Raw genomic sequence first — 11,433 nt, 5'->3', positions numbered from 1 at the left:
CTCCTCCTGTCGCGGACGGTGTGCTAGCCGTACAGCTGGGTCGACAGCGGCTTGAACGGCGTGCGGCTGAACACCGCCTCGACCGGCAGGCCGAACACGTCGCAGATCCGCAGCGCGAGGTCGAGGCTGGGGTAGTGGTCGCCCCGCTCCAGCGCGCCGATCGTCTGGGGGTTGACCTCCACGGCCTCGGCCAACCCGGCCCTGGTCAACCCGCGTTCGACCCGGAGCACACCGATCCGGTTGTGGATGGGGCCGCCCCGGCCCCGGCGCGCCGGACTCATGGCACGAAGTGTTGCGAAAACCCAACGCATCGGCAAGCAAACGATCCGCGGAATGGGCCGAACGGCGGTATCCGCCGGTGGCGCGCCCGGAAATCACGATTCGGTGAAACGATACGTCGGCCGGAACCGAATCGAGGGTGGACGGGTCGAATTGCGCAGTAAGGGCCGCAAGCCCCGTTGCCGTGAGGGGTGACCATGGAGCCGGACCAGTGGCTCGCGCAGTACGGAGAGAAGATCGAGCAGGCCAAGCGGAACGCCGCGCAGGCGGAGACGCAGCTCGGGAGCGTCGGCGGCAGCGCCACGTCGCCCGACGGCCTGATCACCGTGACGGTCAACGCCTCGGGCGCGTTGACCGACCTGATCCTGCGCCCGCAGCTGCGCGGCGAGGACCCGGAGCGGATCTCCGGCGCGATCATGACCGCCGTGGCGCAGGCGCAGCGCGCCGCCGCGGGCCGGGTGGTCGAGATCATGACCGAGTTCGTCGGCGACAGCCCCGCGCTGGAGTTCGTGAAGTCGAAGATGCCCAACGGCTATTCGGGTGACGGCACGGACGCGGTGGAACCGGAGCCGGAGCTGCAGCGTCGAGACACCAGGCCCGACGACGACTACTTCACCAACCCACCCGATGTCATGGCCTGAGCAGGGGGTAGATGACCATGTTCGTCTCGTTCAACGTGAACCCGGACGAGATCCGGGCGCACGCTGGAACGGTCGACCAGCTGACGCAGCGGATGCTCGCGGCCACCCAGACCGCCGACCCGTCGCTCTCGACCGACGCCTTCGGCGTGTTCGGTTCGTTCCTGGCGCAGTTCCTGCTCAAGACCGCGGGCTCGTCCCAGGACATCCTCGGCCAAGCCACGGAGACCGTCGCCGACATGTGCCAGGGCCTGCGTGAGGTCGCCGACCTCTACGAGAACGTCGACCTCGACAACGCGTTCGGCTTCAGCGGAAGGGCACGCGGATGAGCGCGCAAGCCACCACCCAGGGGCGCGACCCCTCGCACCTGATCGGCGACGTGCAGGGCACCGTCGCGGCGGTCGAGCGGGGCGACTGGGTCCAGGCCGGGCTCGGCATGGCCAACACGGCCATGGGCATCGTCGGGCTGGCCAGCAACCCGCTGTCGGGCTTCCTGTCCGCCGGGTTCAGCTGGGCCATGCAGCACGTCGACTTCCTGCGCGAGCCGTTCGACGCGCTGCTGGGCAACCCGCAGGCGATCCAGAAGATGTCCGACAGCTGGGCCTCGGCGGCCAAGCAGATCGAGGGCATCGTCGCCGACTACCGCCGCACGTCGGTGGAGGAGACGCGGACCTGGCGCGGCCGTTCGGCCGACGGCTACCGGGCGGCGAGCAAGAAGCACGCGGCCGGGCTGGAGACGCTGTCCAAGGCCACGCAGGGCATCTCGCGGGCGGCCAAGGGCGCGGGCGAACTGGTCGCCACCGTGCGCAAGACCATCATGGACCTGATCAGCCAGGCCGTGTCCGAGATGGTCATGAAGATCATCCAGTGGCTGGCGGCGTCGTTCCTGACCTTCGGCGCGGCCATCGCGGCGGCCATCGCCGACATCGTGCAGATGGCGTGCAACTACGCCAAGAAGCTCGCCGACTTCCTGCAGAAGCTCGGCAACTCGCTCAAGAAGCTGATCGACCTGATCAAGTCGGTGGCGCAGATCGCGCAGACCGCCAAGCAGATCCTGCAGGCGATCACCGCGATGACGTCGTCCAACAAGGGCTCCGGCGGCGGTGGCGGCTCGGGGCCGCGGTTGACGCAGGGCGGGGTCGGGCTCGACGAGCGGCAGCTCGACCAGGTCCGCCGCGACTCGGAGCAGCGGTTCACCAACAACCCCGGCGGCACCACGAACCCGTCCTCCGGGGCGGGCGGCGGCGCGAGCGGTCCGGTGGTGTCGCGTCCGCCGACGGTCGGCACCGGGTACGGGCCGGGCACGGGCACGGGCGGTTACGACCCGGGCCGCGCCTACCCCGGCGGGCCGAGCGGCCCGGTGGTCTCGCGTCCGCCGTCGGTCGGCACGGGCGGCGGTTCGGGCGGGTCCGGCGGTTCCGGTGGGTCCGGCGGCACGGGCGGCGGTCACTGGGAGCCGGGCCGGTGGGTGCCGTCCGGCGGTTCGACCGGTGGCGGCCAGGTTCCCCCGCCGCCGTCGTTCCGGGACACGACGTACGCGACCGGTAGCACCGGCACGCCGACCGTGCCCCCGATGCCGACCGTGCGGCCGGTGGCGGCCGACCTGCCGTCCACGACCGCCGGTGGCGGTGGCGGCTTCGGCGGTGGCGGCGGCGGTGGCTTCGCCGGTGGTGGCGGCGGCTTCGGCGGCGGTGGCGCCGGCGGTGCCGGTGGCGGCGGCGCGACGCTCCAGGCCGGTGGCTCGTCCGGCGTGCTGGGCGCGGCGGGCGGTCCGGGCGGGGCCGCGGGCGCCGGTGGCGCGGCGGGCGCGGCCGGTGGCCGTCCCGGTGGCGCGGGCGGCATGGGCATGATGGGCGCGCCGATGATGGGCGCGCCCGGCCAGGGCGGCGACGGCAAGGACCACCAGCGCAAGGTCCGGATCGAGGGCCAGCCGCTGATCGAGGAGCCGCCGAAGGCGGCGAAGCCGATCATCGGCGAGTGACCTGACGACCCGAGGGGGCCTCCACCGCGGAGGCCCCTCTTCGCGTCCTGACCGTTGAACTCGGGTGTTCCGAACGTAGGACACGCGCGACGTGAACGTAGGACACGCGCGTGTGTCCTACGTTCGGAACGCGTGTGTCCTACGTTCGGGTCGGGCGAGTTGAACGGTCAGGGGTGGGATTGGGCGGCCAGTTCCTCGGCCACGGCGGCGGAGACGGCGGGTTCGGCGGCGGCGCGGTCGGCCGGGACCAGGCCGATGCGGGTGCGGCGGTCCAGCACGTCGTCCGCGGACAGCGCGCCCTCGTGGCGCACGGCCCACGCGACTTCGCCGATCCGGGCCACCGCGGCGGCCTCCGCGCCGTAGCGGGCCACGAGGTCGGGCGGGCCGGTGGCCGGTCCCGCGCCCACCAGCGGCAGGTTCGCGGTCCGGGAGCGGACCGCGGTCAGGCCGGTGGCGTCCACGGCGTCGGCGGCCATGCGGCGGTACGTGGTCAGCTTGCCGCCCACCACCGTGGTCACCCCGCCGTCGGTCAGCACGGCGTGCCGGCGCGACAGGTCGGCGCTCGGCCCGTCGCCGGTGTCCAGCAACGGCCGCAGGCCCGCGAACGCGCCGAGCACGTCCACAGTGGTCAACGGGCGCTCCAGCACCGACGACGCCACTTCCAGCAGGAAGTCCACATCGGACCGCGGCACGGTCGGCACGTCGGGCGCCGGCCCGTCCACCGGCTCGTCCGTCAGCCCCACGTACACCCGCCCGTCGCGCTGGGGCAGCACCAGGGCGAAGCGGTTGCGGGCTCCCGGCACGGGCACGGTCAACGCCGTCCCGGACAGCCCCACCGCGCCGGCCGACAGCACCAGGTGCGAACCGCGGGACGGCCGCAGCCTCACGCCCGGGACCAACGACCCCGCCCACACCCCGGTCGCGTTCACCACCGCCCGCGCCCCGATCTCCAGCGACGCCCCGGTCAGCTCGTCCACCACGTGCGCGCCGCGCCCGGTCAGGGCGGTGACCCGCGCCCGGGTGACCACCCGCGCGCCGAACCCGGCCGCCGTGCGCGCCAGGGCCACCACCAGCCGGGCGTCGTCGACCAACTGCCCGTCGAAGCCCAGCAGCCCGCCGCGCAGGCCGGCCCGCCGCAGACCGGGGGCCAGGGCCAGCGCCTCGACCGCCGGCACCCGACGCGGCCCCGGCAGCACCCGCGACGGCGTCCGGGCCAGGCGGCGCAGCGCGTCGCCCGCGCGCAGCCCGGCGAGCACGACCGGGTCGTGCGACCGGCCGTGCAGCGGCACGAGCTGCGGCAACGCCCGCACCAGGTGCGGCGCGGTCCGCGTCATCAGGATGCCCCGCTCGACCGCGCTCTCGTACGCGAGCCCCACCTCGCCCTGCGCCAGGTACCGCAGGCCGCCGTGGACGAGCTTGCTCGACCACCGCGACGTGCCGAACGCCAGGTCGCGGGCCTCCACCAGGCACACCGACAGGCCCCGCGACGCCGCGTCCAGCGCGACCCCCGCGCCGGTCACCCCGCCGCCCACCACCAGCAGGTCCACCCGCGAGGACGCCAGGTGGTCGAGGTCCGCCCGGCGGCGCGCGGCGTTCAGCGACGTGGTCACGACAGCGCCGCGTCGAGGTGGGTGGCCAGCTCGGCCAGCAGCTCCTCGAAGTCCAGGTCCGCGGTCGCCGGCCCGATCGACAGCACCAGCGACTGCGTGGTCAGCAGCACCAGCCGCGCCTGGGCGGCGGCGGAGCCCCGGCGGATCGAGCCGTCCGCGTGCCCCTCCTCGACCCGCGCCAGCAGGAACGCCTCGACCAGCTTCTGCGTGCTGCCCAACCGCCGCACCAGGTACGGCAGCATCAGCTCGGCGTCCAGGTCGAGCACCCGGCGCAGCAACGGGTCGGCGGCGAGCAGCCGGATGCCCTGGACGGCCTGCGCCACGAGCCGCTGCCGGGCGTTGTCCCCGGTCGCCTCGATGCGGCCGAGCAGCGCGGTGAACTCCCTGGTCATCAGGGTCCTGACCAGCGTGCCCACGTCCGGGAACCGGCGGTAGAGCGTCATCCGGCTCACGCCGGCGCGCTTGGCGATGTCCGTCAGCGTGGTGCGGCGCACGCCGACCTCGACCACGCAGTCGCGGGCCGCGTCGAGGAGCGCGTCATCACTGTGACGTTGGGACGTCATGTGTCACACTGTACCGGTGACCGAGCACATCGACCACACCCTCCGGGGGCGCTGGACGCCCACCGCGGCCCCGCTGCCGCCGCACGCGGTCAAGCTGCTGCGCGACCGCACGGGGCTGGGCGACGTCCGCACCCCGGCCCGCGCCCCGCACGTGCCGCCCTCGGCGCTGGACGACGCCGCCCGCGCCGCGCTCGCCGCCGTCGTCGGCCCCGGCCACGTCCGCGTGGACCGCGACTCCCGGCTCGGGCGCGCGGGCGGTCTGTCCTATGTGGACCTGTTGCGGCAGCGCGGTGACGGCGACCTCGCCGTGCCCGACGCGGTGGTGCTGCCCGCGTCGCCCGAGCAGGTCGTGGCGGTGCTGGAGGCGTGCGTCGAGCACGACGTGGCCGTGGTGCCGTTCGGCGGCGGCACGTCCGTGGTCGGCGGGGTGACCGCGGACCGCGGCGACAAGGCGGCGGTGGTCGCGCTCGACCTGGCCCGGCTGGACCGGCTGGTGGAGGTGGACCCGGTGTCCCGGGTGGCCGTGCTCCAGGCCGGCCTGACCGCGCCCAAGGCCGACCGGCTGCTCGCCGCGCACGGCCTGACCCTCGGGCACGTGCCGCAGTCCTACGAGCGCGCCACCATCGGCGGGTTCGCCGCGACCCGCTCAGCCGGGCAGGCGTCCACCGGGTACGGCCGGTTCGAGGACATGGTGGAGGGCGTGCGGCTGGCCACGCCGGTGGGCGAGTGGCGGTTGGGCGGCGCGCCCGCGTCCGCCGCCGGCCCGGACCTCAGGCGGCTCGTGGTGGGCAGCGAGGGGGCGTTCGGCGTCATCACCGAGGTCGCGCTGCGCGTGCGGCCGCGGCCGGCGGTCGAGCGGTACGAGGGATTCGTGGTCGACGGCTGGGGCCGCGGCACGACCGCGGTGCGCGCGATGGCGCAGCGGCGCGTGGCCGCCGACGTGACGCGACTGTCCGATGTGGACGAGACCGACGTGTCGCTCGCCCTGGCGGGCGGCTGGAAGATCGGCGCGCTCAAGGCGTACCTGCGGGCGCGGGGCGTGCGGCGGCCGTGCCTGCTGGTGCTCGGCTGGCACGGCGCGTCCGAGGCGGAGGTCCGGCGCAGGCGCGCGGAGACCCTGCGCGGCGCGGAGCTGGTGCCGCTGGGCCGGGCGCTCGGCGAGGCGTGGCGGCACGGCCGGTTCCGCGGACCGCGCCAGCGGGACGCGCTGATGGAGGTCGGCGTGTGCGTGGAGACGCTGGAGACCGCCACGCACTGGTCGAAGCTCGCCGAGCTGCGCGCCGCGGTGCGCGACGCCCTGGTCGACGCGCTCGGCCGGTGCGTGGTCATGTGCCACGTCTCGCACGTCTACGAGACCGGCGCGTCGCTGTACTTCACCGTGCTGGCGGCCCGGGACGCCGCCGACCCGATCGGCCAGTGGCAGGTCGCCAAGGCCGCCGCGAGCGAGGCCATCGCCGGGCTCGGCACGATCAGCCACCACCACGCGGTGGGCTCCGACCACGCGCCGTACCTGGAGGCCGAGGTCGGCGCGCTCGGCGTCGGCGTGCTGGCCGCGGTGAAGCGGGCGCTGGACCCGACCGGCGTGCTCAACCCGGGCAAGCTCATCGCTGGCGACTTCCACCCGGCGGGGCTAGCGTCGCCTGGTGACCGGTGACCTGCTGATCCGTTCCGTGCGGCCGTGGCCGAACGCCCCCGGCGCACCCCTGGTCGACGTGCTCTGCGAGGACGGCCGCGTCGCCGCGCTCGCGCCGGACCTCGACCCGCCGCCCGCCGTGCCGGTCGTGGACGGCCGGGGCGGCGTGCTGCTGCCCGCGTTCACCGACGCGCACGCGCACCTCGACTCCACCCGGCTCGGCCTGCCGTTCCGCCCGCACAGCGCGGGCGAGGGGCTGGCCGAGCTGATCGACAACGACCGGCGCAACTGGCGGTCGGCGGAGGCGTCCGTCGCGTGGCGCGCCACGCACACGCTGGGCCGGACGATCGCGTGCGGCGCGACGCACGTGCGCAGCCACGCGCAGGTGGACGTGGACTCGGGGCTGGACAAGCTCGAAGGCGTGCTCGCGGCGCGCGAGGAGCACGCCGGGCGGGCGCACGTGGAGGTGGTGGCGTTCCCGCAGTGCGGCATCCTGCGCGAGAAGGGCACCGCCGACCTCCTGGACGCGGCGCTGCGCGCGGGCGCGGACCTGGTCGGCGGGCTCGACCCGGCGGGCTACGACCGCGATCCCGTGCGGCACCTCGACGTCGTGTTCGGGTTGGCGGAGAAGCACCAGCGCGGGGTGGACGTGCACCTGCACGACGCCGGCACGCTCGGCGCGTTCCAGGTGGAACTGATCTGCGAACGCGTGAACGCGCTGGGGATGCAGGGCCAGGTGACCATCAGCCACGCCTTCGCTTTGTCCACTGTGGATGGCGAACGGCAGCGGGACCTGGTGGAGCTGCTGGCCGAGCACGACGTCGCGGTGACCACGGTCGCGCCGGGCGTGCGGGAGCCGTTGCCGCTGCGGCAGTTGCGGTGGGCGGGGGTCCGGGTCGGGCTGGGGCAGGACGGGATCCGCGACTACTGGTCGCCCTACGGCAACGGCGACATGCTCGACCGGACGTGGCAGTTGGCCTACCGCAACGGTTTCCGGCGCGACGAGCTGGTCGAGATGTGCGTGGACGTCGCCACCCGCGGCGGCGCGGCCGTCATGGGGCGGTCCCTGGGCCTGATCGAGCGCGCGCCCGCCGACCTGGTCGTCGTGCCGGGCGACACGGTGACCGCCGCCGTGATGGACCGCGCGCCGCGCACGCTCGTCGTGCACGAGGGCCGCGTCGTGGCCGCGGACGGCGAAGTGGTCTGAGTTCCGTCGGTGGTCGCCGGTAGCGTGCGCGCCATGGACGTGGACCTGTGGGACGCCCTCCGGACGACGCCGTTGGCCGAGGTGCGGCGGCGCGCCGCGATCGTCGGCGAGCTGGCCGAGGTGGCGCCGATGGCGGTGGACGACGCGGAGCGGCAGGCGTGGAACGACGGCGGCGGGCAGTCGGCCGTCTGGTACTTCACCCCGGACGGTCGCGCGCTGCTGCTGACCTTCGACCACGAGTCGGAGTTGAACCTGTACGCCGAGGGCGATTACGCGCTCCAGGAGTCGTTCTACGACGGGGTGCCCGAAGACCTCGTGCGGCTGGTGCGCGACCGGCCGGAGAACTACGAGTCGCTCAACCTGGTGGACGAGGCGACCGGGCGGACCATCCACTACGCCGGCGGCGTGTTCTGGTTCGACGGCACGCGCTGGGAGCCCGCCGAGGGCTTCACGGCGTACTGCGAGCGCGAGGGCGTGGACGCGATGGGCGAGTCCGGCTTCGGCTACTGCCTCGACCCCTACCTGTTCGGCCGGGAGTTCACCCCCGAGTCGGTGGTCGCGAACCGGGTCGAGCACGGCTGGTACGAGGACGCGGCCGACCGCGAGGCCGCTCTGGCCGAGGTCCGGCGGCTGTTCGCCCGGCACGCCTGACCTGCCCGTCCGCGAGACCCCGGTCGAGGTCGGGACCCTTCGCCGGCCCCGCGCGACCCGCGAGGCCCGCTCCGGTCGCGGTCCGGGGGATCCCCGCCGAGCCCGGCCTAGCGGGCGCACGAGGCGAACAGGTCGGCCCACTGCGCGGCCGTCAGGTCGCGCGGCAGGGTGCCGTCGGTGACGCCGTGCCGGCGGGCCCACGCCGCCGTCCGTGCCCACGGGTGGGCGGCGCGCACGATCGCCGGCACGCCGCGCCCCCGGCCGGTGAAGACCCCGTGCACGAACGCCTGGTACCGGCGCCGGTCGCGGGCGTCCACCAGCGGGGTCGGGCGGCGGGTCGCGGTCAGCAGGCCGCCGTCCACGGCCGGCCGGGGCCGGAACGCCGCCGCCGGCACCCGGCGGACCAGCTCGAACGAGTACCAGGGCCACCACTGGGCCGTCATCATCGTCGCCCCGCCGACCCCGGCGCGGCGGCGGGCGACCTCCCACTGGACCAGCAGCACGGCGTCCGTCCAGTGACCGGCGTGCAGGACGCGCCGCAGCACCGCCGTGGTCAGGTGGAACGGCAGGTTGCCCACCAGCACGTACGGCCCGGTCGGGAGCCGGTGGCGCAGGAAGTCCGCGTGCACGACCGACGTGCCGGGCCCGACCCGTCGGCGCAGCTCGCGCACGCGGTCGGGGTCGATCTCGACCGCGGTCAGCGGGCGGCCGAGCGCCGCCAGCGGCAGGGTCAGCGCGCCCGAGCCGGGCCCGATCTCCAGGATCGGCCCGCGGGTGGGGGCGACGAGGTCGACCACGGTCGCGATGACCGCGCGGTCGACGAGGAAGTTCTGGCCGTTCTCGTGCCGGCCGTCGTGGTGCGTGCGCACTGCTGGGGCTCCGCGGCTGCTGGGAGGCGAACCGGGCAGCGCGAAGACGACCGCCCGGCGAGGACTCGCTGGAGCGGCGGAGCGACCACGTGGGATGACCCGCCGCTAGACGCGGCGCAACCGGGTCACTGCGATAGCGCACATGCCGGCGACGCTAGCGCATCGCCGGCCGTGCCCCACAACGAATATCCGGGACCTACAGGGTCACCAGGGCCTTCCCGGTGTTCTCCCCGCGCAGCATGCCGATGAACGCCTCCGGCGCGCGCTCCAACCCCTCCGTCACGGTCTCCTGGTAGCGCAGCTTCCCCTCGGCGATCCACCCGCCGACCTCGCGCACGAAGTCCGCGCGCAGGTGCTCGTGGTCCCCGACGATGAACCCGCGCAGCGACAGCCGCTTGCCCACGGCGAGGCCGAGGTTGCGCACACCGGTCGGCGACGTGGTGTTGTAGTTCGAGATCGAGCCGCACAACGCCGCCCGGCCGTGCATCGTGAACGCGTCGATCGCGGCCTCCAGGTGCTCGCCGCCGACGTTGTCGAAGTACACGTCGATGCCGTCCGGCGCGGCCTGCGCGAGCAGCTCGGCGACGGGGCCGTCCTTGTAGTTGAACGCCGCGTCGAAGCCCAGCTCCTCCACCAGGTACTTCACCTTGTCCGCGCTGCCGGCGCTGCCGATCACCCGCTTCGCGCCGCGCAGCCGGGCCACCTGGCCCGCGACCTGCCCGACCGCGCCCGCCGCGCCGGAGACGAACACCACGTCGCCCTCCCGGAACGCGGCGATCTCCAGCAGGCCCGCGTAGGCCGTCATGCCCGGCATGCCGAGCACGCCCAGGTACGCGCCCGGCGGCGCCACCTCGGGGTCCACCTTCACCGCGGTGGACGCGTCCACCGCCGCGTAGTCGCGCCAGCCGAGCCCGTGCAGCACGGTGTCGCCGACCGCGAACCCGTCCGCCTCGGAGGCCACGACCTCGCCCACCGCGCCGCCGTCGAGGGCCTTGCCCAGCTCGAACGGCGGCGTGTACGACTTGCCCTCGTTCATCCGGCCCCGCATGTACGGGTCCACGCTCATCACGACGTTGCGGACCAGCAGTTGTCCGGCTCCGATCGCGGGCACGGGCACCTCGACCAGGTCGAAGTTCCCCGGCGTGGGGAAGCCCTCGGGACGGGAGGCCAGGCGGATCTCGCGCGCGTTGTCAGGCAGCGTCATACCGCGTGCAACACCGCCGCGGCGGAGCGCTGTTCCGCCGTTCAGGTGTGAGCTGAGTCCCGCAGTGCGGTCACGCTCCGGTAGCCGAACCCGAGCCGCCGGTAGACCGCCACGGCGGCCGGGTTGGCCGGGTCGACCATCAACGCGCACGTGCCGTGCTCGGCGAGCAGCGCGGCGGCGACGAACGAGCACACGGCGGTCGAGAGCGACCGGCCTCGGTGGTCGGGGTGGGTGGCCACGCCCGCGAGGAACCCGACCCCCGGCGCGGACCACGCGTCGGCGGCCACCGACACCGGCACGCCGTCCGCGAAGACCCCCGCCCACCGCGACGGCCCCGGCTCGCGCGGCCACACGTACGAGTTCGGACTGGCCTTGCGCAGCAGCGCGGCCACGTCGTCCCACTCGTCCTCCGCCAGCCACCGCGGGCCGGCGTGGGCGGTCAGGGACCCGGTGCGCTCCATCCACCCGAACGTGGCGTGCGCGGGCCAGTCCAGCTCCTCGGCCACGGCGGCGGTGACCAGCGGTCGGAGGCCCGGCCGCGCGTGCGCCCGCAGCAGCGCCGCCACGTCCGCCGCCGGCCCGGCGAGCACCAGCCGGTCGAAGCGGTTCAACGCCGGCGCCCGCACGCCCACCGCGTCCCCGTGCGCCCACGCCGCGCCGCCGCGACCGGGCAGCAACGCCTGCGCCGCCCACCTCACCAGGGAGTCGGGGCAGGCGGCGGCGACGTCGGCGGGGGAGGACAGGGCGCGCACGACCGGCATCATCACCCACTCCGGGGCGGTCGCCGCGCGGGGCTCC

12 protein-coding genes are annotated in these 11,433 nt (G+C 74.9%); 6 read left to right on the top strand and 6 right to left on the bottom strand.

The window, feature by feature from the left end; all coding sequences use genetic code 11:
- Positions 1-23 precede the first annotated feature (23 nt).
- On the bottom strand, positions 24-281 hold the full coding sequence (locus ACWEFJ_RS32230; RefSeq protein WP_378092867.1) for a helix-turn-helix transcriptional regulator: 258 nt from the start codon (positions 279-281) through the stop codon (positions 24-26).
- Between the two features lie 195 nt (positions 282-476).
- On the opposite strand from ACWEFJ_RS32230, the gene ACWEFJ_RS32225 reads away from it, so the two are divergent.
- Genes ACWEFJ_RS32225 through ACWEFJ_RS32215 form a run of 3 tightly spaced genes read left to right on the top strand, consistent with a single transcriptional unit; the run spans position 477 to position 2,898 of the window.
- Positions 477-920: a YbaB/EbfC family nucleoid-associated protein gene (locus ACWEFJ_RS32225; RefSeq protein WP_449716052.1), complete on the top strand. Its 444-nt coding sequence runs from the start codon at positions 477-479 to the stop codon at positions 918-920.
- Positions 921-931: 11 nt separating this feature from the next.
- The gene (locus tag ACWEFJ_RS32220; protein WP_378092872.1) at positions 932-1,246 is read left to right on the top strand and encodes a type VII secretion target; all 315 of its coding nucleotides are present in this window, start codon (positions 932-934) and stop codon (positions 1,244-1,246) included.
- Complete coding sequence (locus ACWEFJ_RS32215; protein WP_449716051.1) at positions 1,243-2,898, top strand: WXG100 family type VII secretion target; 1,656 nt, start codon at positions 1,243-1,245, stop codon at positions 2,896-2,898. Before ACWEFJ_RS32220 ends, ACWEFJ_RS32215 begins: the two co-directional genes overlap by 4 nt.
- Before the next feature lie 167 nt (positions 2,899-3,065).
- Here ACWEFJ_RS32215 and ACWEFJ_RS32210 read toward each other — a convergent pair whose 3' ends face one another.
- Positions 3,066-4,508, bottom strand: coding sequence for a glycerol-3-phosphate dehydrogenase/oxidase (locus ACWEFJ_RS32210; protein ID WP_449716050.1), 1,443 nt, complete (start codon positions 4,506-4,508; stop codon positions 3,066-3,068).
- Positions 4,505-5,071: a TetR/AcrR family transcriptional regulator gene (locus tag ACWEFJ_RS32205; protein WP_449716049.1), complete on the bottom strand. Its 567-nt coding sequence runs from the start codon at positions 5,069-5,071 to the stop codon at positions 4,505-4,507. Before ACWEFJ_RS32205 ends, ACWEFJ_RS32210 begins: the two co-directional genes overlap by 4 nt.
- Positions 5,072-5,087: 16 nt before the next feature.
- On the opposite strand from ACWEFJ_RS32205, the gene ACWEFJ_RS32200 reads away from it, so the two are divergent.
- From ACWEFJ_RS32200 to ACWEFJ_RS32190, 3 genes are read left to right on the top strand one after another with little or no spacing between them, the layout of a single operon-like run.
- Positions 5,088-6,725, top strand: a complete 1,638-nt coding sequence (locus ACWEFJ_RS32200) for an FAD-binding oxidoreductase (protein ID WP_449716048.1) — start codon at positions 5,088-5,090, stop codon at positions 6,723-6,725.
- Positions 6,715-7,911 carry an amidohydrolase gene (locus ACWEFJ_RS32195; protein WP_449716047.1) on the top strand — a complete coding sequence of 399 codons (1,197 nt, stop codon included), beginning with the start codon at positions 6,715-6,717 and terminating at the stop codon, positions 7,909-7,911. Before ACWEFJ_RS32200 ends, ACWEFJ_RS32195 begins: the two co-directional genes overlap by 11 nt.
- Before the next feature lie 33 nt (positions 7,912-7,944).
- A complete protein-coding gene (locus ACWEFJ_RS32190) occupies positions 7,945-8,562 on the top strand; it encodes a hypothetical protein (RefSeq protein ID WP_449716046.1) in 618 nt (205 codons plus the stop codon).
- A 107-nt stretch (positions 8,563-8,669) separates the two neighbouring features.
- Here the strand turns inward: ACWEFJ_RS32190 and erm are convergent, their stop codons facing one another.
- The 3 genes from erm to ACWEFJ_RS32175 all read right to left on the bottom strand — a co-directional run bounded on the left by erm (position 8,670) and on the right by ACWEFJ_RS32175 (position 11,387).
- Positions 8,670-9,431 carry a 23S ribosomal RNA methyltransferase Erm gene (gene erm / locus ACWEFJ_RS32185; RefSeq protein WP_378086793.1) on the bottom strand — a complete coding sequence of 254 codons (762 nt, stop codon included), beginning with the start codon at positions 9,429-9,431 and terminating at the stop codon, positions 8,670-8,672.
- Positions 9,432-9,627: 196 nt separating this feature from the next.
- The gene (locus ACWEFJ_RS32180; RefSeq protein WP_449716045.1) at positions 9,628-10,635 is read right to left on the bottom strand and encodes an NADP-dependent oxidoreductase; all 1,008 of its coding nucleotides are present in this window, start codon (positions 10,633-10,635) and stop codon (positions 9,628-9,630) included.
- 41 nt (positions 10,636-10,676) lie between these two features.
- Entirely contained in the window at positions 10,677-11,387 is a 711-nt protein-coding gene (locus tag ACWEFJ_RS32175; RefSeq protein WP_449716044.1) for a GNAT family N-acetyltransferase, read from the bottom strand.
- Positions 11,388-11,433: the final 46 nt, after the last annotated feature.

This window comes from Actinosynnema sp. NPDC004786, assembly GCF_053601135.1.
The sequence above is the reverse complement of the archived record's forward strand: the minus strand, read 5'-3'. Positions and strand labels throughout refer to the sequence as shown.

Coding starts and splice junctions, on each gene's coding strand:
- ACWEFJ_RS32230 (WP_378092867.1), bottom strand. CDS start 281: ATGAGTCCGGCGCGCCGGGGCCGGGGCGGCCCCATCCACAACCGGATC.
- ACWEFJ_RS32225 (WP_449716052.1), top strand. CDS start 477: ATGGAGCCGGACCAGTGGCTCGCGCAGTACGGAGAGAAGATCGAGCAG.
- ACWEFJ_RS32220 (WP_378092872.1), top strand. CDS start 932: ATGACCATGTTCGTCTCGTTCAACGTGAACCCGGACGAGATCCGGGCG.
- ACWEFJ_RS32215 (WP_449716051.1), top strand. CDS start 1,243: ATGAGCGCGCAAGCCACCACCCAGGGGCGCGACCCCTCGCACCTGATC.
- ACWEFJ_RS32205 (WP_449716049.1), bottom strand. CDS start 5,071: ATGACGTCCCAACGTCACAGTGATGACGCGCTCCTCGACGCGGCCCGC.
- ACWEFJ_RS32190 (WP_449716046.1), top strand. CDS start 7,945: ATGGACGTGGACCTGTGGGACGCCCTCCGGACGACGCCGTTGGCCGAG.
- ACWEFJ_RS32180 (WP_449716045.1), bottom strand. CDS start 10,635: ATGACGCTGCCTGACAACGCGCGCGAGATCCGCCTGGCCTCCCGTCCC.